Source organism: Phenylobacterium immobile (ATCC 35973) (assembly GCF_001375595.1).
Taxonomy (GTDB): domain Bacteria; phylum Pseudomonadota; class Alphaproteobacteria; order Caulobacterales; family Caulobacteraceae; genus Phenylobacterium; species Phenylobacterium immobile.
In genome coordinates this window covers 616195-637626 of the sequence record NZ_CVJQ01000001.1, presented here as the reverse complement: position 1 = coordinate 637626, position 21432 = coordinate 616195, and the positions used below count along the sequence as shown (strand labels likewise).

The window sequence follows — 21432 nt, the reverse complement described above, 5'->3', positions numbered from 1 at the left end:
AGCCCCGCAAACCCTGGGCAGCAACCCTGGGCCGCAAACTCGCCTCATGAGGTGTTGGGCGACGCGGCGTTCAGCCCCTCGGCCGCCTTCGCGGCGCGGACGGCCTCTCGCCGAACGGGCCCCTGCGCCAGGTCCTGCGCCAAGGCCTGCGCCACCCTCGCGGCGGCGAGCGCCTCGATCAGGTGGGGCGGAACCTCATCCGCCGCGAGCAACTGCTTCTCGGTGTCCAGGCGCGCGGCGAAGGCCTTGGCCTTGGCGATTTCGGTCTTCTCGTCCCAATCGTCCGCTTCCCGCTCGCGCCACGTCCGGGCGACGGGGTTCGGCGAGGGGTCATCCCAGTCCGGCCAGGCCCCCTCATAGGGCACGGACACGATCTTGGGTCGCGGCGGCCGCTCCACCGCCTTCTCCGCCTCATGAACCCGCGCCTCATCACGCTCCGCCCGTGCGAACTTCGCCTCCAGCGCCACCGACATCCGCACCGAGCGCGACACCCGATGGAAGGCCTGGCTCATCCGATCCAGATCCTCCGCCCCCGTCGCCGCCATGGCCTCCGCCTGGACCCGCTCCGCCAACGCCAAGCCGAGCTCCGTCAGGCGCGCAAGAACGGCGCCGTGACGGAGGGACATTTCGGAGGGGGGAGGTGTCGCCATTTGGAACAAATATAGAACAAAATGTCCGTCGCAGCAAGTTGGCATGCGCGCTGAGGGGGTTTGTCGGATCTGCAATGGGCCAATGCGGACACTGTCATGCCGCGCGGCATGGACCTCCCGGCTACAGTTGGCGGGCGAACATTGAATGCGCCGCCGACGACTCATTCGTCGGTTCCGTCCTCCGCATCCACATCAGTCGCGAACTTGAAACCGAATAGCCCGCCCCTTTCAGAGTCGTCGAGTTCAGGCTTCACAACGAAGTTGCGGAAGGACGTTTGGCCCTCTCGTTCGGCTTTCTCGAGATCGTCAGAATTTATCGTGATGATGTACTGCCCGCCCACGGCCGCCAGGCGATCATGCGCCGTGTGAAGCGCAGTCGCGACTTGGCGGCCGTCAACCCCATCGAAGATGTGGCTGTCATGGATGAGGAAGCCGGGCCATTCACCCCGCTCTGAACAGACGGTCGCGAGCATTAGGTCAAAGGTGAAGATCTGCATCTTACCAACGCCATCGCTGGCAATGTCCGGCCGATGGATGAATACGCCTAGCCCGTCGGCGGTGGCCTTGATCTCCAAGCTCGCGGGCTGGTCGTAAAGGTTGCCGGAAATCTCATCGAAGATAGTGATTGCACGGTCCACCGCCGGTGCGCGTTCTGCCAGATCGTGGGTGATTTTGCGCTCGGCCTCAGCCCGCTTGACCTTCAGATCGGAGCGCAAAAGGTCGATCTTGCTGTGGAGCTCAAGCTGAGCTGTGAGCTGCTGATGTTTGGAGCGCAGCTGTATAAGCTGAGCGTCCATCTGGCGGTAATGCGATAGGGCCCCACCGCTGTTAATAGTCGTCAGCAGTTCATTCCGACGGCGCTGGGCGACGGCGATCGTTTGGCGCCTCTGAATAGACCGCGCCCTCGCATCATCCAGTTCCGCCTGGAGGTGGAGGTGCCTGTTTCTCAGGATCGCTCGGTGAAATTCTTCGACCTTTTCGTACTTTGCCAAGCTGATGCCGGGTAATACGACGCCCGCCTCGGCGTAAACCCGCTGGAGATCGGTAAGCTCCGGCGCTCGCTCGTCGGCTAGTGCGCGTTCGAGATTCGAGATGATCTCCTGATCCAGAAAATTCGCATTTGTGAGATCTTCGATCTCTGCTTGGAGGCGGTTAGCCTCTGAGACTAACTCGTCGTATGCAGAGACGATTTGAAATCCTTCCAGATCTTCTTCCAGTTTTTCGATCTGGCGGGCGATCCGCGCAGCTCTAGTGCGCAGCCTGCTGGGTGTTCCGAGGCTTTCTTGGATGAGGTTCGACTTCAGCAGCCGAGTGAGATTGGCCTTCTCTCGCTCGGCGTCCTTGACCTTGTGTAGCTCGACAATACCTTCACGATCCAGTCCGAGCAGAAACGCCAGTGGCACTTGCCAGCCAACTGCTCGTTGGCTGCCGACGTTCTTACGCCAGTCTATATAGCCGTCGTTACGCTGCCGACGGGCGAAGTACGGGAAGCATGATCTGAAGCTAAGCCAAGCCGCGCGCTCTTGCGAGACTGGCGGCAAGCCGAAGCTCATCCGACCTAGCAAGTCCTTCCAGCCGTCATCAGAGATTGTAACAGTGCCATCCTCAGCAACGTCAGGTTGAATTGGCCAACGCTTGAAGTCCCCGGCGAGATCAATCGTCCCGGGCGTGGCTAGCGATCGGGTGGCGCTGATCGAGTGATCGCCGAGAACAAGGTCGAGGGCAAAAGAGGCATCGGCGAGTTCCGCCGCAGATAGCGGTGAGCTTGACTCCTTCGAACCACCCAGGACGAAGTGGATCACGTCCAACAGGCTGGACTTGCCTGCACCGTTCCGCTTCCCGCTTGCGCCAGCGGCCGTGGTCCGATTGACAAGCACGATGTTGAGCCCGGGCCCAAACCGGAGATTTTTAAAGCTTGGGATCGTTGGGCTTCGAACGCCGGTGATCATTGCGTCGATCTTCGAACCACGCCCCGATTGAGCGAGACCGCACCCATCATGAACAAGAGGTCTAGGGCAAGGATGAACCAGTCGTAGCTGATCGGCGCGCGAGGGTCATCGGTCTCTCGTTGTGCTCTCACGGCGTCCCAGAGACTGGACACCGTTTGGGGCGCGGCCAGCTGTTCGAGCAGGTGTCCACCGACCGAAAGGAGGGCGCGTTCCGCCGAAAGATGCTTCGCAGGAAGGATCATTGGATTGTTGGCGCGTCGTCGAAAATGTCGCAGCGTTCGAACAGGTAGGAGAGCACGGCCAGTCCAGCGGCCTGCTGCTGCGGAGTGCCGGACGTCCCAACGAGCCGATGCAAATAGCCAAAGATTATGTCGGGCGGGAGGCTCAGCGCCTTCAATTCCGCGTATTTTTCACGGAATGTTTGCGCGATCCGTTCCCCTTGCTGAGGATTGAGTTGGCTGTCGATAAATGACTCAACGAGCCGTTCCTTGCGCCGACCGGCGCGGAGTAGGTCGGCGGCCTCAACGGACAGACGGTTATGCTCAAGCTTAGTCGGAGACGGAGCTCTCGGTTCTATTCCGATGTCCGGCTGCCCGAGGGCGATAGCGTCGATGACTGGCTGAAGATCACTGTAGCTCAATCGCTCAAAGATCATCGCCGTTGGCGCGGGGCCGAATAACGCGGCTGCGTGGGTGCGGCTTAACAGCGGCACGAGCGCTAGCAACTCTGGCTCGGACCATGGAGTGAGGTTGACCGCGGGGTTGGCCGTCCGCAGCGTCTGAAACAGGTTCGTCACCTGAGGGGGCAGTCCGTCCCCGTCGTTGTGGACGAAGTGCCACACCTGCATCTTCGGCCAGTGCTTTACGGCACCCGCAAAGTCGGCGTTGACCTTTTGCAACGCTTCCGATGCGGTCATGTCGCGAGGCGCGTAACACTGGAAAACACTGCCCGTGCTAATCCGCCAGCCATCACATTTCCAGTCGCCTACATTGCCGTATGGACGAACTTCTTCGAAGTCGTCGCCCCATGCGTAGCCGGCAAGCTTGACGAACCAATCTTGAAACTCAGTGCCGCGCTTCTCGAGGAAGTTGATGCGGAAGATCGCACCGTACCAGAGACGCTCCAATTCATCCACTTCGCGCGATCCCCTGACGTCTATCAGGTGGAGCGTATAGGACTAATCCCTGCCACCTCAATATGGCTCGCGAAAGGGATGGTCCGGACAACTGCAATGAGTCGTAAGCCGAACTACGCTTCTGCACACTCAAATCACGCCTACCTCACTCTACCGCGGGCCCTGCCCCTGGCGCGCCGGCTCGAGCGCCAGAACGCAATCGTCCGTTCATCTGGGACGGACGTCATCGAGACCCAAGAGCCTGAAGAAATCGCCCTGGCGTAGTAGGTCAGCTTGCCGCCGGGGCACTCGTAGCCGGGGCAGGTGGGATGCTGGCCCCACCAGATCGCGTCGGGGCCTTGGGCGCGGATCATGGCCGGGAGGCTGACGCGGAGCTGCACCTTGCAGCGGTTGCAGTCGGCCCGAAGCTCCCAGCGCCTCACGTGCATTTCAGCCAGGGTCGGCGCCGTCATGGGGCTGGGCGGGGAGACGACGCGGTCGGGGTCTTTGGCTCCCATGGGGCGCACTTAGCGCGCCTTGTGTGGGGGGAACACGGCAAGAACGCTGGGGGCGGCTGATGGGCCGTGGTGGCGCCGTGCGGCGGCCCTGGGGCCCGGATAGCCGCTGCGCGGCTAACTGGGGTGTGGCGTTGGCTGCATGCCCCGTCCTCAGGCGAGGAACACCAGATAGACGGGGATGCTCAACACGACGCCGACGGCGCCGAAGAGGCGCACCTTCTCTCGGAACGAGATCTGACCGCCGGTTTTGAGCACATAGGCTAGGCGGACGACCCAATAGGCGGTCACAACGACGAGCGCGACGATGAAAGGCGCAACGGAAGGCATGTCAGACGTTAAGCTTGGGAGCGGCCGGGGCTCGAGGTAACTTGGTTGGATAGGGCTGGTGCTGGCCCCTCCCACACCCCTCCGTGAACGGGGCGGGAGGGGGCCCTGGAGGCGGTGGTCAGGCTTGTTCCAGCCAGGGCTGCCCCAGCGCCATCTTGCTCTCAAACACGTCGATGGAACTCTCGGCCGTGAGGGTCTCGCCGATGGCGTCGAGGCCTTTCAGCATCTTTTCCTTGCGGCTGGCGTCGATGGCGAAGGTGAACGTGCGGCCGCTGGGCGAGACGACGGTCTGGGACTCGAGGTCGACGGTGACCAGGTGGTTGCCGCCCTTGGCCTCCTCCATCAGGTCCTGGACCTGCTCGGCGGTGAGGACGACGGGCAGGAGGCCGTTCTGGAAGCAGTTGTTGTAGAAGATGTCGGCGAAGCTGGTCGAGATGACGCAGCGGATGCCGTAGTCCATGAGCGCCCAGGGGGCGTGCTCGCGGCTGGAGCCACAGCCGAAGTTGTCGCCGGCGACGAGGACCTGGGCGTTCGCATAGTCCGGCTTGTTCAGCACGAACTCGGGGCGCGGCTGGCCCTGGTCGTCGAAGCGCATGGAGAAGAACAGGCCCTTGCCAAGGCCCTTGCGCTCCACGGTCTTGAGAAACTGGGCCGGGATGATCTGGTCGGTGTCGATGTTGGCGTTGGGCAGGGGCGCGATCTTGGCGTCCAGGCGGGTGAAGGCCTGCATGATCAGAGGTACTCCCTGACGTCGGCCAGGTGGCCGGCGATGGCGGCGGCGGCGGCCATGGCGGGGCTGACCAGGTGGGTGCGGCCGCCGCGGCCCTGGCGGCCCTCGAAGTTGCGGTTGGAGGTGGAGGCGCAGCGCTGGCCGGGGGGCACCTTGTCCGGGTTCATGGCCAGGCACATGGAGCAGCCGGGCTCGCGCCAGTCGAAGCCGGCGTCGCGGAAGATGACGTCGAGGCCCTCGTCCTCGGCCTGGGCCTTGATGAGGCCCGAGCCGGGGACGACCATGGCGCGGACGCCCGGCGCGACGCGCATGCCGCGGGCCAGGGCCTTGGCGGCGATGTCGGCGGCGGCGCGCAGATCCTCGATGCGGCTGTTGGTGCACGAGCCGATGAAGACCACGTCGATCCTGGCGTCGCTGATCGGCTGGCCGGCGGTGAGGCCCATGTATTCCAGGCTGCGGGCGGCGGCGGCGCGCTTGTCCGGCGTGGCGAAGCTGGCCGGGTCAGGGACGATGTCGGTGATGGCGATGACGTCTTCCGGCGAGGTGCCCCAGGTGACGAGGGGGGCGATCTGGCTGGCGTCGATGCGGATCTCGCGGTCGAAGACGGCGTCGTCGTCGGAGAAGAAGGTCTTCCAGTAGGCGAGCGCCATCTCCCAGGCCGCGCCCTTCGGCGTGGCGGGGCGGCCCATGAGGTACTGGAAGGTGGTTTCGTCCGGGGCGACCAGGCCGGCGCGGGCGCCGCCTTCGATGGTCAGGTTGCAGAGCGTCATGCGCCCTTCCATGGAGAGCGCGCGGATCGCGTCGCCGGCGTATTCGATGACCGAGCCGGTGCCGCCGGCGGTGCCGATGGCGCCGATGACGGCCAGCGCATAGTCCTTGGCGCCGACGCCGGGGCCGGGCGTGCCCTCGATCAGGACGCGGAAGTTCCTGGCCTTCTTTTGGCGGAGCGTCTGGGTGGCGAGCACATGCTCGACCTCCGAGGTGCCGATGCCGTGGGCCAGCGCCCCGAAGGCGCCGTGGGTGGAGGTGTGGCTGTCGCCGCAGACGATGGTCATGCCGGGCTGGGTGCGGCCCTGCTCGGGGCCAACCACGTGGACGATGCCGTTGCGGATATCGCCCATGGGGAAATATTCAATGCCGTATTCGGCGACGTTGCGGCCCAGCGTCTGCAGCTGGAGGCGGGCCTCATCGTCGGCGACGGCGTCGACGCCGAGGCTCTGGCCCTCGGTGGGGACGTTGTGGTCGGCCACCGCCAGGGTGCGGTCCGGACGGCGCACGGGGCGGCCGGCCTCGCGCAGGCCTGCGAAGGCCTGGGGCGTCGTCACCTCGTGGATCAGGTGCAGGTCGATGTAGAGGATCGCCTCGCCGTCGGGCGTTTCGTCGACGACGTGGGCGTCCCAGATTTTGTCATAGAGTGTCTTGCCGGGCATGGAGCGCATCTAGGAGCGTGACCCTTGTCGCGTCTAGTGCCCGGACGCCTCAGACCTTAAGGTTCGCATCATGACCGATCAGATTTTTGAAGGCGGCTGCATCTGCGGCGCCGTGCGTTACCGCGCCGAGGGCCAGCCCCTGAACGTGCGGCTGTGCCATTGCCGGATCTGCCAGCAGGTGACGGGCCAGCCGTTCAACGCGCGGGCGCAGTACCGGGCCGAGGCCGTGGAGGTCTCGGGCGCGGTGACCTGGTGGAACAGCTCTGACGCCGTCGAGCGCGGGTTCTGTCCGGCCTGCGGCGTGACGATCTTTGGCCGGCGGGCGGCGGCGGGGCTGGTGGGGTTCACGCTCGCCTCGATGGATGCGCCGGCGACGTTCGAACCGGCCGACCACATCTGGACGCAGAGCGCCCTGCCCTGGGTGAAGGCCTGGCTGGACGAGACCGGCGCCGTGCAGTTTCCGCAGGCGCCGGCCTAGGTTTCAGGCCGCGGTGGGGCGGAGCGCCTCGTCGCGGACCAGCAGGGCGTGGATGGCGTCGGCGGTGCGGGCGTGGCGCAGCTGCTCGCGCAGCTTGGGCTGGCGCAGCAGGCGCGAGACGCGGGCGAGCGCGCGCAGGTGCAGGGCGCCGGCGTCCTTCGGCGCGAAGAGGGCGAACATCAGGTCGACCGGCTGGTCGTCGACGGCGCCGAACTCGACCGGCTGCTCGACGCGGACGAAGACGCCGCGCAGGCGGTCGAGGCCCGGCAGGCGGGCGTGGGGCACGGCGACGCCATGGCCGACGCCGGTGGAGCCGGCCTGTTCGCGCTCGCTGAGCGCGTCGAGGATTTCAGAGGCGTCGACGCCCAGGCTGCGGGCGGCGATCTCGGCGACCACCGCCAGGGCCTGGCGCTTGTTTTCCGCGCTCACGCGCAGGGCGATCGCGTTGCGATCCAGCAGTTCGCCGATGTCCATCAACTCAACAGTCCGTGCTCCGGGAGGCCTTAGTAGCCCCCCGATATGACGGTTGCCTGAACGGACTACGGCAAGGCCGGTTCCGTCACGCCGCCGCGTCGTTTGCCGACCGAGTCCGCTCCGGATCGATCCACCCGATGTTTCCATCGGGGCGGCGATATACCACCGATAATCCGCCGTGCGCAGCGTTGCGGAACACGATTGTCTGAGATTCGGTCAGGTCCAGTTCCATGACCGCCATGGAGACGGTCATGTTGCGGACCTGCTTCTCGGTTTCGGCGATCACGACCGGCTCGTCGCCGAGATCCACGCCTTCGGCGTCGTCGAAATCCTCATCGACGTCGTCGTCGCTGGGGGCCTGGATGACGAAATAGGCCGCGGTCTCGGCCTGTTTGGCGAGCGCCTGGCCGTGGTGGTCCTTCAGGCGGTTTTTATACCGCTGGATCCGTTTCTGCAGCTTGCCCAGCGCTGCGTCAAAGGCGAGGTGGGCGTCCCCGCCGAGGCCGTGGGCCTCGAGTTGCTGCCCGGAGGCGAGCGTTACGGCGCAATCGACCTTGAAGGCGTGGCCTTCGCGACTGACGACCACGTCGGCGCCATGGCCGTCGCGATCGAAGTACTTGCCGATGCTTGTGGAGATTTCGTCCGAGACCCGCAAACGCAGGGCCTCTCCGACGTCGACATGCTTGCCGGTGACTTGGACTTGCATGACAGAAAGAACGCGCCTTCAGCGACTTGGTGTCAAGCGCCTGCGAAGTTCGTGAGCACGTGGCTGACGGCCTGGCTGATCAGGCGGAAGGCGAAGATCAAAAGGCCCATGCTGGCGCCCACCGCGCCATAGCCGGCGATGGCCAGCAGGCCGTCGCGCTGGACCACCGCCAGCGACAGGATCGTCACCGCGAGGGCCGGGACCAGGTTGCCGAGCGGGATCGGCAGGATGATGACGATGGCCAGCAGGGTGCAGATCATCCCGATCAGCCGCTGGCCGAAGGGGGCGAAAAGGAACCGCAGGCGGGGCCTGGAGATCGCCTCCAGCCGCCGCAGCCACGGCAGCGCCCGCGGCAGGGCGCGGCGCAGGTCGGCGGTGGCGATGGAGTGGGTGCGGACCCGCCGGGGCAGCCACGGCGCGGCCTTGCCGATCATCATCTGCGGGGCGAGCAGCAGGAGCGGCGCGCCCAGGATGGTGGTGGCGCCCGGCGGCAGCGGCAGGGCGCAGAACAGGCCGAAGATCAGCAGCATGCCGCCCAGCGCGCGGCCGCCGAACATGTGCATCAGCTGGTCGACGGTGACGCGCTCGTCGGAGCCTTCGAGGATATCGACCAGCAGTTGCGACAGCGGCAGGCTGGTTTCGTCGCCGGGCGCGCCAGGTCGATCGTCGTCCTGCGCCGTCTCGGGCTTATCCTGGGTGACCTGCGACATGTGCGCCTCAATTGGGCCCGCCGCGACGGCGAGACCAGAGGCATTACGCAAAAGTCCGCGCGTTGTTGCGCCGGAGGCTCAGCTGTAGCGGTCGCCCAGATAGACGCGCCGCACTTCCGGGTCGTCGACGATCTCGGCGGGGGTGCCTTCGCGCAGCAGCTGGCCCTCGTGGATGATCGAGGCGCGGTCGATGATGTCCAGGGTCTCGCGGACATTGTGGTCGGTGATCAGGATGCCGATGCCGCGCTTCTTCAGGTAGCTGATGACGTCGCGGATGTCGGCGATGGCGAGCGGATCGATGCCGGCGAAGGGCTCGTCCAGCAGCATGAAGGAGGGCTCGGACGCCAGCGCCCGGGCGATCTCGACGCGGCGGCGCTCGCCGCCGGACAGGGCGACGGCTGGCGAGTGGCGCAGGCGCTCGATGTGCAGCTCCTCGAGCAGGGCGGTGACGGTGGCCCGCGCCTTGGCCGGATCGCGCTGGCGCAGCTCGACCACGGCCATGACGTTCTGCTCGACGGTCATGCCGCGGAAGATCGAGGTCTCCTGCGGCAGGTAGCCCAGGCCCATGCGGGCGCGCTGGTACATGGGCTGGTTGGTGATGTCCTCGCCGTCCAGGCGGATCGAACCGTAGTCGGCGGCGATCAGGCCGGTGATCATGTAGAAGCAGGTCGTCTTGCCGGCGCCGTTGGCGCCGAGCAGGCCCGCCACCTCGCCGCGCTTCAGGCTGAGCGACACGCCGCGCACCACGGGGCGGCCGCGGAACGACTTGCCGATATTGTCGACGACCAGGCCCTCGCCCGACAGGTCGGGCGCCGTGGCGCTGTGCGCGGCGGCGTCGGGATGGGCGGCGTCCAGGTGTTGCGAACTCACGTCGGAAGGCACGGGGTGATCCGTTCTACTGCGCCGCGGGCTTCGTCTGCTGCGACTGATCCTTGAAATAGAAGACGCCGCGGACCCGACCGGGCTTGTTGCGGCCCTTCACGTCGGACTGCATGACGCCCTTGCCGGTCTCGGTGTTGATGGTCATCCGCGACCCGCGGAGCACGTTCTGGCCCTGGGCCGCGACCACGTCGCCGGTCATGGTGATGGTCTCGCTCGCCGCCTGGTAGGTGGCGGCGTTGCTGCGGACCCGCTGCTGGGGGCTGACGTAGTAGACCGAACCCTCGGCTTCCATGCGGTCCATGGCGCCGCAGCTGGCCTGGCCGCCGGCCTTGGCCGGGCCCTTCTTGTTGTAGATGCGCAGCACGTCGGCGCGCAGGCGCGACGTATCCTGCAGGGCCTCGGCGTTGCCGCGCCAGATGGCCGAGCAGTCGCCGTTCACCACCTCGAGCTCGTCGGCCGTGATGTCGACCGGCGCGTTGGAGCTGGGCGCGATCTGCGCCATCGCCAGCCCTGGAGCGGCGGCCGCGAACAGGGTCAGCGCCGCGAGGTTTAGAAGCGTCTTCATGCCGTCAGGCCGCCTATTGCTGTTCCATGCGGGTATGCACCCCGCCCTTGAAAATGATGCGGTCGCCTTTGCCATACACGCCATAGGACTTCGCACTGATTTCTCCAAGGGACCCCTGGCCGTGAATGGGGCCTGAACCGACCAGTTCGCCGGTCTTCGTGTCGAACAGCGAGGCCGCCGTGGCGAAGGCCGCCCGGGCGCCGGCGATGCGCACGCCGCCGTTCAGCTCCAGCTTGCGATCGCCCTCGTGATAGACGCCGGTGGCGCTGCCCAGGCGCAGGGCGTCGGGGCCGGTCTCGTCCAGCACCAGGGCCGGACCTTCCAGCAGCACGCGCTGGTAGTCGTCCTTGTCGCGCACGGCGCTGGCTGCGGTGAGGATGAAGGCGCGGCCCTTGTCGTCGCGGCCGGCGAAGCGCGGATTGACCAGGCGGATCGGCGCGGCGCCCTCCTCGGGTTCCGCGGCGCGGCTGACGACCGCGTTATAGCCGACCATGCCGCCCAGGCTGAGGAAGACGCCGCCGATCGCCGCCGGCAGGACCAGGCGCAGCAGCCGGATCGTCCGCGAACGCCGGCGCCAGCGGACGATGTCGCTTCGCCGCCGCGCGTGGTCTGTCGAAAAGGCGGGCGCCGTCATTCAGGCTCAGCTATGGGCGAAGATGTCGATGTCTTCCCATCCGCGCACGTCGAGGATCGCCCGGTGCGGCAGGAAGTCGAAACAGGCCTTGGCCATCTCCATCCGATCTTCGCGCACCAGCATGGCGTCGAGCCGGGTGCGCAGGGCGTGCAGGTGCAGGACGTCGGAGGCGGCGTAGGCGACCTGATCGTCGGAGAGCTTTTCAGCGCCCCAGTCGGAGCTTTGCTGAGCCTTCGACAGGTCGGTCCCGACCAACTCGCGGGTCACGTCCTTGAGGCCATGGCGGTCGGTGTAGGTGCGCGCTAGCTTGGACGCGATCTTGGTGCAGTAGACCGGCGCGGTGACGACGCCGAGATGCAGATAGAACATGGCGATGTCGAAGCGGCCGAAATGGAACAGCTTGGTCACGTTCGGATCGGTCAGCAGGCGCTTGAGGTTCGGCGCGTCATAGGTCGACCGGTCCAACTGGACGATGTGGGCGTCGCCGTCGCCGGCGGAGAGTTGCACGACGCACAACGGATCGCGGCCGAGCCTCAAGCCCATGGTCTCGGAATCGATGGCGACGGCGGTCGCGCCGACGAGCGCGTCGGCCGGCAGGTCGCCCTTATGCAGGAAGGCGGTCATCGAGGGCTCAGGCTCCGGCTTTGTCGCGCCCGATATAAGGCGGATGGCGAGGCGCGGTAAGGCCCGCGCTTGCGCGCCTGTGGTCGGCCATCGGATATGCGGAGAATCGCGCGCCGACGGGTGGTGCCCAGGAAAGGACTCGAACCTTCACGGCCGTTAAGCCACTGGCACCTGAAGCCAGCGCGTCTACCAATTCCGCCACCTGGGCCCGACCCGTCGGATCGCGCGAGGCGCTGTCTCTAGTGCGCGCAGATCGGTCGGTCAATGGGATGCTTTGCGCACAACGACCACGGAGCGTTGCGGCGTCCGGCGGCATCGTCTATCGGCAGGGCCGGCACGTCTCTCCCTCCAGAACTTCCCTCCAAGTTGGGGCCCTTCGGCAGATGCAGAACCTCGTCACGGTCTTCGGCGGCTCCGGCTTCATCGGCGCGCAGGTGGTTCGCGGACTGGCCAAGGCCGGCTTCCGCATCCGCGTGGCCGTGCGCCAGCCGAACCTCGCCTACGCCATGCGACTGCGCGGCGACGTCGGCCAGATCGACGTTGTGCAGGCCAACATCCGCAACGAAGCTTCGGTGCGCCGCGCACTGGAAGGGGCGAGCATCGCCATCAACCTGGTCGGCGTCCTCTATGAAGCCGGCCGGCAGACATTCGACGACGTTCACACCGACGGGACGCACACGATCGCCGAGGTCGCCAAGGCCATGGGCGTCGAGAAGCTGATCCAGATGTCGGCCCTTGGCGCGGACGCCCAATCACCCTCGCACTATGCGCGGAGCAAGGCCGCGGGCGAAGCTGCGGTGCTGGCCGTCTACCCCGACGCCGTGATCGTACGGCCCTCGGTCGTGTTCGGCGTCGACGACAAGTTCTTCAACAAGTTCGCCGCCATGGCCGCGATCAGCCCGGTCCTGCCGCTGGTGGGCGGCGGCCACACCAGGTTCCAGCCGGTGTTTGTCGGCGACGTGGCCCAGGCGATCACGGCGCTCGCCGGCGATTCAGCGGCGCGCGGCGTCTATGAGCTGGGCGGCCGCCAGACCCTGACCTTCAAGGAACTGCTGGAGCTGATGCTGGCCGAGACCGATCGGCGCCGGCTGCTCCTGCCCCTGCCCTTCGCCGCGGCCAAGGTGATCGGCGCGGTCGGCGATATGGTGGCCAGCGTCATCGCCCCGCCGCTCACCTCTGACCAGGTCGAACTGCTGCGGACCGACAATGTGGTGAGCGGCGCCTATCCCGGCCTGCCGGAACTGGGGATCACGGCGGCGACCCTGCAGGCGGTCCTGCCGACGTACCTCTACCGGTACCGCAAGGGCGGCCAGTACGCCGACCAGGAAGACCGCGAGATGGCCGCGCTCTAGGCGGAGCCGCGCACGGGTTGATCTCCAAAGTCCTTCTCTCTCAAGGGAGAAGGGGCACGGATTTGGTCGTCGATGAGAGGTTCGGTCTCAGCGCAGGCTGAGGATCGCCAAGCCGGCGGCGCCGACGAGGATGCGCCACCAGCCGAAGGGCGCGTAGCCGCGGCGGCTGACGAAGGCGAGCATGGCCTTGATGACCACCAGCGCCACGGCGAAGGACACCACGAAGCCGACAGCGATGATCCAGGCGTGGTCCAGGTCGATCTGGTCGCGGCTCCGCCAGGCGTCGACGGCGAAGGCGCCGGCCATGGTGGGGATCGCCAGGAAGAACGAGAACTCCGCCGCGGCGCGCTTCTCGACGCCCAGCAGCATGGAGCCGACGATGGTCGCGCCGGAGCGCGAGACGCCGGGGATCATCGCCAGGCACTGGAAGAGACCGATGCCGAAGGCGGTCTTCCAGGGCAGGTCCATGGCCTCGGTCTGCTTGGGGGCCGGGGCGAACCGGTCGATGCCGATCAGGATGACGCCGCCGACGATCAGGGAGATGCAGATCACGATCGGGCTCTCGAACAGCACCGCCTTGATCACGTCGTGCAACGCCAGGCCCAGAACGGCGGCAGGCAGGAACGCCGCCAGCACGCTGAAGGTGAAGCGCCGCGCCGCGGGGCTGGAGCCCAGGCCGGTCGCCACGGCCCAGAGGCGGGTGAAGTAGAGCGCCGCCACCGCCAGGATCGCGCCCAGCTGGATCAGCACGCAAAAGGTGTCCCAGAAGCCGCCGGGCAGGCCCAGCGCCTGCTTAGCCAGCAGGAGGTGACCGGTCGATGAGACCGGGATGAACTCTGTCAGTCCTTCGACGACGCCCAGGATGAGGGCGTAGATCCAGTCCGGCACGGAGGCCTCCTTGTGGCGCAGACCCTCCACTGCGCCCGGAAGGTGAAAAGATGATGGACGCAGATGGCCCCATTCTTCGGCGTCAAACCTCAGGGGTTGGGCCAACGTAGCGGGCGCGGGGGCGGATCAAGGTGTCGCCTTGGCCCTGTTCGATCGCGTGGGCGATCCAGCCGGCGGTGCGGGCGACGGCGAAGAGGCCGAAGATCGCATCGGTGGGCAGGCGCAGGGCGCGGCCGATGGCGGCCAGGGCGAAATCGACGTTCGGGGCGAGCCCGGCTAGCCGGGCGACCGCCGCCTCAAGCGCCTGGCCGCGCTGGGCTGGTGGGAGCCGGTCCAGCAGGGCGTCTGCGCGCGGGTCGCGGTGCGGGTAGAGCGTATGCCCGAAGCCGGGGATCGTCCGGCCCTCCGCCAGGCGGTTGGCGACGGCGGCCGGCGGGCCCAGGCGTTCGGCCTCATCCCAGAACAGACCCACGGCGTCGGCCGCCGTGCCGTGCCGCGGCCCGGAGAGCGCCCCCAGGCCGGAAAGGGCCGAGGCCGCCAGCGAAGCGCCGGTCGCCGCCGCCACCCGCGCGGCGAAGGCGGAGGCGTTCAACTCATGGTCGGCGATCAGCACCAGCGCCCGGCGGATCAGGTCCGCGCCCGCCCCGCCCGGCCCCTGCCCCCAGGCCATGGCGAGGCGGATATGGATAGCGCCGCTGGCGACTTGGCCGCAGACCGCGTCGGCGACGACATCGAGGAGGGTCGCGGCTTCCACGGCCAGGACATGCGGCGAGCGGCCCAAGGCCGGCGGATCGCCAGCGGCGCGCGCAGCGAGCGCGGCGAACAGCCGGCCTCGCAAGGCGTCCCCCGTCGGCGGCCGGGGACGGTCATCACGTTTAAGGGCGACGCCATCGCCGCCGCGCAGAAGGCGCGCGACCGACTCCAGGGTCTCCGTCTCAGCCAAACGAATGGCGTCACGGCCCCGATAGTAGAGCCGGCCGCGGATCACGGCGGTGATCTGCGATTCAAGGACCGGCTCGCCCCAGGCGATCGCGCCGGCCGCCACCTCACTGACCTTGCGGCTGCGCGACCTGCGCGCGCTGAGCGCCTCAAGATCGCCGACGCGATAGAGGCTTCGACGCGGATCGATCGGATCTGCGCGAGCGGCGAGGCGGCCGCGGCTGACGTAGGCGTAGAGGGTCTGCGGCCTGATCCCCAACCGTTCGCAGGCGCCCGCCGCGTCGATCCACTCGCCGTCCATATATTGATTATATTGATCAAGATTGACGATCGCAATCGAGACGACGACGACGGCGAAACGATCCACGAAAGGCCCCCGCCATGCCCCACATCTCCGATGGTCTCGAAGACATCGTCGTCGCCCAAACCATCCTTTCCGACGTCGATGGCCAGGCTGGCCGCCTGGTGATCCGTGGCCGGTCCCTGGACGAGCTCGCGGGCCGTGCGCGGTTTGAGGACCTGGCGAACCTGCTGTTTGACGGTTTCTTCGACGATCTCCCGGCGGACCTGACGGCGTCCCTCGCCGCGACCCGCGCCGAGGTCTTCAAGGTCATGCCGCCGCTGGACGAGGCCCTCCTGGCGCTGAGCCCTTTCGACGCGGTGCGCGCCCTGGTCGCGCGACTGGCCGACGGCGACGATCTGGCGACGGCGTTGCGCCTGTTGGCGGGGCCGGCGGTGTTCCTGCCGGCGGTGTTGCGCGCCCAGGCCGGCAAGGCCCCCCTGGCCCCGACGCCCGGCCTCGGCCACGCCGCCGACCTCCTGGCGATGCTGCACGGTCGCAAGCCCAGCGCCGCCGAGGCCGCGGCGCTGGACACCTATCTGGTCACCGTCAGCGACCATGGACTGAACGCCTCGACCTTCACCGCACGGGTGATCGCCGCGACGCGCGCGGGCCTGGTCTCCTGCGGCCTAGGCGGGCTGTCAGCGCTGAAGGGGCCGCTGCACGGCGGCGCGCCGGGGCCTGTGATCGAGATGCTGGACGACATCGGCGAGCCCGCCAACGCCCGCGCCTGGCTGGAGGCCGCCATTGACCGCGGCGACCGCCTGATGGGCTTCGGCCACCGCATTTACCGCGTGCGCGATCCCCGCGCCGACGCCCTGAAGGCCGCTGTGCGCAACCTGGCCAGCCAGGGCGGCATGGCGCCGGGACGGCTGGCGTTCGCCGAGGCCGTCGAGGCCGCGGCGCTGGCGGTGCTCAAGGAGAAAAAGCCCAACCGGCCGCTCGACACCAATGTTGAATTCTACACGGCCCTGCTGTTGGAGGCCCTGGGCCTGCCGCCGGCGGCTTTCACCTGCGTCTTCGGCGTCGGCCGGATGGCCGGCTACATCGCCCATGCCCGCGAGCAGCAGGCCACCGGTCGGCTGATCCGACCGCTGTCGACCTACGTCGGCCCGGCGCCGCGGATCGCCGCCTAGTCGATTTTTTGCGGGGCTGGCGGGATGGCCGATCACGGCTAGACTTTGCGGATGGCCAAGACCGCCGCCCCATCTTCCCCGTCGTCTCTTTCCCCAACAGAGGCCCGCGCCCTGTCGCGTCGGGTCACACTCTTGTCGATGTCCGCCGCGTGTCTGCTGGTGGCGATCAAGGCGGGCGCCTGGGCGGCGTCGGGCTCGTTGGCGCTGCTGGCCTCGTTGACCGATTCCGGCCTCGATCTCCTGGCCTCGTGCGCCACGTTTTACGCCGTGCGATACGCCGCTAGTCCGCCGGACGCAGAACATCGCTTTGGACATGGCAAGGCCGAGGCCTTCGCCAGCCTCTTGCAGGCGGGCCTGGTTTTCGCCTCCGCAGCCCTGATCGGCCAGGAAGCGATCCGCGGCCTGATTACGCCGCGGCCCGTGGCGGCCGGCGGCTGGGCGATCGTGGTGATGGTCATCTCGACCATCGTGACCCTGGGCGTCGTCTCAGCCCAAACCTACGTCCTGAGGCGCACAGCCTCGATCGCGGTGGCCGGCGACCGGGCGCACTACGCCGTCGACCTGGCGTCAAATCTCGCCGCCCTGGTCGGCATCGCCGGCGGCGCCTGGCTGGGAATGCACGCCCTGGATGGCGCCGCCGCCCTGGTCGTCACCGGGCTTCTGCTTTGGGGCGCGATCGGCGTGTTCCGCGAGGCCTCGGAGCAACTGCTCGACCACGAGATCAGCGAGCACGATCGCGCGGCGGCCGTCGCCGCCGTCCTGGAGGACCCGCAGATCAGCGACGTCCACCAGCTGCGCACCCGCGCGTCAGGTCCCTGGCTGCACATGCAGATGCATCTGGAGCTCGATCCGGACCTGACCCTGGACGCGGCGCACAAGGTGATGGTGGCCGCCGAGGCCCGGGTCCTGGCGCGCTTCCCAAGCGCCGACATCCTCATGCACGCCGACCCACGCGGGCGGGCCGAGGCGCATGGCGGCGTGTTCGGCGAAGGCTCTGCTGGGTTGGACAAGCAGGTGCGCGACGCCTTATGACGATCGTTCGCGGTCGAACCAGGCCGAAGTCCACGAAAAAGACGCGATGAACGTCGAACGCATCCTCCACCACTTCCCGCTCGATCCGGCGTCGCGCCAGGCGAGGCTGGCTCTCGGCGAAAAGCGCCTCGCCTTCACCGAGACGGTGGTCCGCTACTGGGAGCGGCCGGAGACCTTGACCGCGCTCAATCCATCGGGGTTCACGCCGGTCCTGGTCGAAGGCGACCTGGTGCTGTGCGAGGCTTCGGCGATTCTGGGCTACCTTGAGGAGGTTCATGCCGAGCCGCCGCTGATGCCGCAGACGCCGGCCGATCGGGCCGAGACGCGCCGGCTGATCAACTGGTTCGATCGCAAGTTCGCCTTCGAGGCGGGAGACCTGCTGCTGCACGAGAAGATGGAGAAGCGGCTGCACCGGCTGGGGGCGCCGGACCTCGCCAACCTGCGTCAGGGCCGGGAGGGTCTGCGGGCGCACCTGGCCTATATCGAAACGCTTTTGGCCGAGCGCGACTGGCTGGCGGGCCGGCGGCTGACGCTCGCTGATCTGGCGGCGGCGGCGCACCTGTCGGTCATCGACTACCTGGGCGACGTGCCCTGGGCGGCGTTTCCCGGCGCCAAGACCTGGTACATGAAGCTGAAGTCCCGGCCGTCCTTCCGGCCGCTGCTGGCCGACCGCTGGCCGGGCATTCCGCCGGCGCGCCACTATGACGACCTCGACTTCTGAGGCCGCCCGCGACGCGATCCGGACCGAGGCCCTGAGGCTCGGCTTCGACCTCTGCCGTTTCACCGACATCCCGGAAAGCTGGGCGGCGTCCGAGCGGCTACGCGCCTTCATTGCGGCCGGCCGCCACGGCGAGATGGCCTGGATGGAGACCACCGTCGAACGCCGCGCCCATCCGCGCGCCATGTGGGCCGATGCGCGATCGGCCGTGGTGCTGGGGGTGAACTATGGGCCGGACACAGACCCCCTCCTGGACCGGCCGTCCGGCGCCGGCGCGATCAGCGTCTACGCCCAGGGCGACGACTACCACGAGGTGATCAAGGTCCGGCTGAAGCAGCTCGCCGGCTGGATGGCGCATCGGTTCGGCTCGGACGTGAAGGTCTTCGTCGACACCGCGCCGCTGCTGGAGAAGCCCCTCGCCGAGCGGGCCGGGCTCGGGTGGCAGGGCCGGCACACCAACCTGGTCAGCCGCGAATTCGGCTCCTGGCTGTTCATCGGCTCGATCCTGACGACCCTGGAGCTCGCGCCCGACGCCGCCGAGGCGATGAACTGCGGAACCTGCCGGGCCTGCCTGGACGCCTGCCCCACCGACGCCTTTCCGGCGCCTTTCCAGCTCGATGCGCGGCGCTGCATTTCCTATCTGACCATCGAGTTGGCCGGGCCGATCCCGGCGGAGTTTCGCGAGAAGCTGGGCGACCGGATCTATGGTTGCGACGACTGCCTGGCGGTCTGCCCCTGGAACAAGTTCGCGGCCGTGGCGCGCGAGCAGAAGCTCGTCGCACGCGATGAGTTGAAGGCGCCGGGGTTGGCCGAGCTCTCGCGGCTCGACGACGCGGAGTTCCGGGCGCTCTTTCGCAAGAACCCTGTGAAGCGGATCGGCCGCGACCGGTTCATCCGCAATGTGCTCTACGCGATCGGAAACACCGGCGATGCGGCGCTGGCGTCGGAGGCGGAGCGGTTGCTGGGCGATCCGTCGCCGCTCGTGCGCGGCGCAGCGGTGTGGGCGCTGGGGCGACTGGGCGTGGACCTGGAGACGTTGCGGGACCGGCGCGCAGACGAGATGGACGAGGCCGTTCTGGCGGAATGGTCGCTCACGGCGCCGCGATAAACTCCGCCATCTCCTCGGTCCCGGAGAGCCTCTGCGAGGCTTCCGGGATGGCAGATGAATTAGCGGCTCAGCCCGGCGTGAAGTCGACGGCGGGGAGGTCCCTCAGGCGCGGCAGGATCTTATCCTTGTCCGACGTGATCACCGCATCGAGGTCGACCGGCCAGTCGATGGCGAGGTCCGGGTCGCTCCACAGCAGGCCGCCTTCGCACTGCGGCGCATAGAGGCCGTCGACCTTGTAAGCGATCTCGGCGTCGTCGGTGATGGTGCAGTAGGCGTGGGCGAAGCCGCGCGGGACGAACAGCTGTTCGCCGACCTCGGCGGTCAGGGTCGCGGCCACCCACTGGCCGTAGGTGGACGAGCCCTGGCGGATATCGACGGCAACGTCATAGATCGCGCCGCGCAGACAGCGGACGAGCTTGGCCTGCGGATGCGGGCCCTTCTGGAAGTGCAGGCCGCGGATCGTGCCTTTCTGGGCGTTGAAGGCCTGGTTGTCCTGGATGAACACCGGCTCGATGCCCGCGCCGTCAAGCAGGGCCTTGCGGCTCCAGGTCTCGGCGAACCAGCCGCGCGCATCGCCATGCCGCTTGGGCGTGATAAGCAGCACGTCGGGGATCGCCAGCGGGGTGATCGTGGTCATGGTCAGGCCTTGGCAGGAGCGGTGAAGAGCTTTCGGGATGGCGCAGGCGGCGGCGAATAACAAGCCTAAGGTCACTGTCGTCCTGGTGACCTATGAGAGCGGCCCGACCCTTGGGCGATGCCTGGCGGCGTTGCGCGCCCAGAGCTTCACGGATTTCGAGCTGGTGCTGGTCGACAACGCCTCGCGCGACGGCGCGGGCGTCGCCGCGGCGGCGGCCGACCCGGCGATCCGGCTGATCGCCAATGACGCGAACCTCGGCTTTGCGGCGGCCGTGAACCAGGGTGTGGCGGCGGCCAGCGGCCGGTGGATCGCGCTGCTCAATCCCGACGCCTACGCCGCAGCGGACTGGCTGGCCGAACTGATGGCGGCGACGGAGACCTTTCCGCATGTACGGTCCTTCGGATCGCGGCAGACCATGGCGGGCGACCCGGGCCGGCTCGACGGTCTCGGCGACGCCATGTCGATCACCGGCTTTCCCTTCCGTGGCGGCTATCGCGGCGTGGACCCGGGACCCTTGCCGCCGTTCGAGTGCTTTTCCGCCTGCGGCGGGGCGATGCTGATCGACCGGATGTTGTTCCTGGAGATGGGCGGGCTGGACGAGCGGCTCTTTTGTTACAATGAGGATGTCGACCTGGGATACCGGCTGCGCCTGATCGGCGAGGCGACCGTCATCGTGCCCTCCGCCGTCGTCGCCCACGAGGGTTCGGCCTCGTCCGGCGGCCCGCGGTCGGACTTCGCGGTCTTCCACGGCACGCGCAACAGGTTGTGGGTGTTCGTGAAGGACACCCCGCCGATCCTCTTCTGGCTCACCCTGCCGCTGCACCTGATCGCCACGGCCACGCTCTTCGCCCGGCACGCGACGCGGGGCGAGTTGGCCGCGCCCTGGCGAGGCTTCTTAGCAGGGCTCGCCGGCCTGCCGATGGTGTGGCGATGGCGGCGCGAGGCGCAGGGCCACCGCCGCGCCAGCTCCGTCGAGGTCGCCCGCGCCATGACCTTCAGCGCCCGAGATCTCCTGCTGCGGCGGGTGGTGCGCAAGCCGATCGCGCCGGCGCGCTAGCGGTCCGCCAGCCGGTTGAACAGCGGCAGGAGAATTCGCTCACGCTGCGGCGATGGATATGCTATTGAAGTCTATCGAATTTCGTTTTCGGTTCGGATGCTCTCCCCGCTGGATCCCTGGATCGAGCCCGAGCCCACCTCGACCCATTCCGACCTTTTGATCTTCCGCCCTAACCAGGGTGCGCTGAACTCTGCATTCAATGGTGATGATTATGACGACTGGTGTTGTGAAGTGGTTCAACCCGACCAAGGGCTTCGGCTTTATCCAACCTGACGACGGCGGCCCCGATGTGTTCGTGCACATCTCCGCCGTGGAACGTTCGGCTCTGGGTTCGATCGAAGAAGGCCAGAAGCTGAGCTACGAGATGGAGAAGGATCAGCGCAGCGGTAAGATGTCCGCTGGTCAGCTCCAAGCGGCGTAAAGCCGAGCCGGCG

Annotated in this window: 26 protein-coding genes and 1 tRNA gene; 8 read left to right on the top strand and 19 right to left on the bottom strand. The window is 67.6% G+C overall.

Features of this window, described 5'->3' with window-relative positions:
• Positions 1–44 precede the first annotated feature (44 nt).
• The 8 genes from BN1313_RS03190 to leuC form a co-directional block, all read right to left on the bottom strand.
• Positions 45–578, bottom strand: coding sequence for a hypothetical protein (locus tag BN1313_RS03190; RefSeq protein WP_176695876.1), 534 nt, complete (start codon positions 576–578; stop codon positions 45–47).
• Positions 579–811: 233 nt separating this feature from the next.
• Positions 812–2599, bottom strand: a complete 1788-nt coding sequence (locus BN1313_RS03185) for a DUF2326 domain-containing protein (protein WP_091736518.1) — start codon at positions 2597–2599, stop codon at positions 812–814.
• Positions 2596–2841, bottom strand: coding sequence for an ABC-three component system middle component 6 (locus BN1313_RS17040; RefSeq protein ID WP_091736515.1), 246 nt, complete (start codon positions 2839–2841; stop codon positions 2596–2598). Before BN1313_RS17040 ends, BN1313_RS03185 begins: the two co-directional genes overlap by 4 nt.
• Positions 2838–3734, bottom strand: coding sequence for an ABC-three component system protein (locus BN1313_RS03175; RefSeq protein ID WP_091736512.1), 897 nt, complete (start codon positions 3732–3734; stop codon positions 2838–2840). The genes BN1313_RS17040 and BN1313_RS03175 overlap by 4 nt, the downstream gene beginning before the upstream one ends.
• A gap of 140 nt (positions 3735–3874) precedes the next feature.
• Positions 3875–4231 carry a hypothetical protein gene (locus BN1313_RS03170; protein WP_091736509.1) on the bottom strand — a complete coding sequence of 119 codons (357 nt, stop codon included), beginning with the start codon at positions 4229–4231 and terminating at the stop codon, positions 3875–3877.
• Between the two features lie 150 nt (positions 4232–4381).
• Positions 4382–4558 (bottom strand): hypothetical protein, encoded by a 177-nt coding sequence (locus tag BN1313_RS16465; protein WP_176695875.1) that lies wholly within the window; start codon positions 4556–4558, stop codon positions 4382–4384.
• Between the two features lie 118 nt (positions 4559–4676).
• The gene (gene leuD / locus BN1313_RS03165; protein ID WP_091736506.1) at positions 4677–5288 is read right to left on the bottom strand and encodes a 3-isopropylmalate dehydratase small subunit; all 612 of its coding nucleotides are present in this window, start codon (positions 5286–5288) and stop codon (positions 4677–4679) included.
• 2 nt (positions 5289–5290) lie between these two features.
• The gene (gene leuC / locus BN1313_RS03160) at positions 5291–6718 is read right to left on the bottom strand and encodes a 3-isopropylmalate dehydratase large subunit (protein WP_091742212.1); all 1428 of its coding nucleotides are present in this window, start codon (positions 6716–6718) and stop codon (positions 5291–5293) included.
• 70 nt (positions 6719–6788) lie between these two features.
• Here leuC and BN1313_RS03155 point away from each other — a divergent pair, with 70 nt between their 5' ends.
• Entirely contained in the window at positions 6789–7196 is a 408-nt protein-coding gene (locus BN1313_RS03155; RefSeq protein ID WP_091736504.1) for a GFA family protein, read from the top strand.
• Between the two features lie 3 nt (positions 7197–7199).
• On the opposite strand, the gene BN1313_RS03150 is transcribed toward BN1313_RS03155, so the two are convergent.
• The 8 genes from BN1313_RS03150 to BN1313_RS03115 form a co-directional block, all read right to left on the bottom strand.
• Complete coding sequence (locus BN1313_RS03150) at positions 7200–7670, bottom strand: PTS sugar transporter subunit IIA (protein ID WP_091736501.1); 471 nt, start codon at positions 7668–7670, stop codon at positions 7200–7202.
• An 85-nt stretch (positions 7671–7755) separates the two neighbouring features.
• The gene (hpf, locus tag BN1313_RS03145; RefSeq protein ID WP_091736498.1) at positions 7756–8376 is read right to left on the bottom strand and encodes a ribosome hibernation-promoting factor, HPF/YfiA family; all 621 of its coding nucleotides are present in this window, start codon (positions 8374–8376) and stop codon (positions 7756–7758) included.
• 32 nt (positions 8377–8408) lie between these two features.
• Positions 8409–9086: an exopolysaccharide biosynthesis protein gene (locus BN1313_RS03140; protein WP_091736495.1), complete on the bottom strand. Its 678-nt coding sequence runs from the start codon at positions 9084–9086 to the stop codon at positions 8409–8411.
• A 78-nt stretch (positions 9087–9164) separates the two neighbouring features.
• Positions 9165–9890: an LPS export ABC transporter ATP-binding protein gene (gene lptB, locus BN1313_RS03135; protein WP_425415029.1), complete on the bottom strand. Its 726-nt coding sequence runs from the start codon at positions 9888–9890 to the stop codon at positions 9165–9167.
• Positions 9891–9981: 91 nt separating this feature from the next.
• Complete coding sequence (locus BN1313_RS03130; RefSeq protein WP_176695874.1) at positions 9982–10533, bottom strand: LptA/OstA family protein; 552 nt, start codon at positions 10531–10533, stop codon at positions 9982–9984.
• A gap of 13 nt (positions 10534–10546) precedes the next feature.
• Positions 10547–11167, bottom strand: a complete 621-nt coding sequence (gene lptC / locus BN1313_RS03125) for an LPS export ABC transporter periplasmic protein LptC (protein WP_091736490.1) — start codon at positions 11165–11167, stop codon at positions 10547–10549.
• Positions 11168–11173: 6 nt separating this feature from the next.
• A complete protein-coding gene (locus BN1313_RS03120; protein ID WP_091736487.1) occupies positions 11174–11791 on the bottom strand; it encodes a ribonuclease D in 618 nt (205 codons plus the stop codon).
• Positions 11792–11912: 121 nt separating this feature from the next.
• A tRNA-Leu gene (locus BN1313_RS03115) sits at positions 11913–11999 on the bottom strand.
• 175 nt (positions 12000–12174) lie between these two features.
• On the opposite strand from BN1313_RS03115, the gene BN1313_RS03110 reads away from it, so the two are divergent.
• Positions 12175–13143, top strand: a complete 969-nt coding sequence (locus BN1313_RS03110; RefSeq protein ID WP_091736484.1) for a complex I NDUFA9 subunit family protein — start codon at positions 12175–12177, stop codon at positions 13141–13143.
• Positions 13144–13230: 87 nt separating this feature from the next.
• Here BN1313_RS03110 and BN1313_RS03105 read toward each other — a convergent pair whose 3' ends face one another.
• The gene (locus BN1313_RS03105) at positions 13231–14031 is read right to left on the bottom strand and encodes an undecaprenyl-diphosphate phosphatase (RefSeq protein ID WP_091742208.1); all 801 of its coding nucleotides are present in this window, start codon (positions 14029–14031) and stop codon (positions 13231–13233) included.
• A gap of 82 nt (positions 14032–14113) precedes the next feature.
• A complete protein-coding gene (locus BN1313_RS03100; RefSeq protein ID WP_091742205.1) occupies positions 14114–15271 on the bottom strand; it encodes a citrate synthase in 1158 nt (385 codons plus the stop codon).
• A gap of 89 nt (positions 15272–15360) precedes the next feature.
• On the opposite strand from BN1313_RS03100, the gene BN1313_RS03095 reads away from it, so the two are divergent.
• The 4 genes from BN1313_RS03095 to queG are packed head-to-tail and all read left to right on the top strand — an operon-like array spanning position 15361 to position 19304.
• Complete coding sequence (locus tag BN1313_RS03095; RefSeq protein ID WP_091742202.1) at positions 15361–16446, top strand: citrate synthase/methylcitrate synthase; 1086 nt, start codon at positions 15361–15363, stop codon at positions 16444–16446.
• Positions 16447–16497: 51 nt separating this feature from the next.
• Positions 16498–17478, top strand: coding sequence for a cation diffusion facilitator family transporter (locus BN1313_RS03090; RefSeq protein ID WP_091736481.1), 981 nt, complete (start codon positions 16498–16500; stop codon positions 17476–17478).
• A gap of 46 nt (positions 17479–17524) precedes the next feature.
• Positions 17525–18199, top strand: a complete 675-nt coding sequence (gene fzlA / locus BN1313_RS03085; protein ID WP_091736478.1) for an FtsZ-binding protein FzlA — start codon at positions 17525–17527, stop codon at positions 18197–18199.
• Positions 18180–19304, top strand: a complete 1125-nt coding sequence (queG, locus tag BN1313_RS03080; RefSeq protein WP_091736474.1) for a tRNA epoxyqueuosine(34) reductase QueG — start codon at positions 18180–18182, stop codon at positions 19302–19304. The genes fzlA and queG overlap by 20 nt, the downstream gene beginning before the upstream one ends.
• 67 nt (positions 19305–19371) lie before the next feature.
• Here the strand turns inward: queG and rfbC are convergent, their stop codons facing one another.
• Entirely contained in the window at positions 19372–19941 is a 570-nt protein-coding gene (rfbC, locus tag BN1313_RS03075; RefSeq protein WP_091736471.1) for a dTDP-4-dehydrorhamnose 3,5-epimerase, read from the bottom strand.
• A gap of 37 nt (positions 19942–19978) precedes the next feature.
• Between rfbC and BN1313_RS03070 the strand changes: the two genes are divergently transcribed.
• Positions 19979–20998, top strand: coding sequence for a glycosyltransferase family 2 protein (locus BN1313_RS03070; protein ID WP_091736468.1), 1020 nt, complete (start codon positions 19979–19981; stop codon positions 20996–20998).
• 211 nt (positions 20999–21209) lie between these two features.
• Positions 21210–21419, top strand: coding sequence for a cold-shock protein (locus BN1313_RS03065; protein ID WP_091742199.1), 210 nt, complete (start codon positions 21210–21212; stop codon positions 21417–21419).
• The last annotated feature ends 13 nt before the right edge of the window (positions 21420–21432 follow it).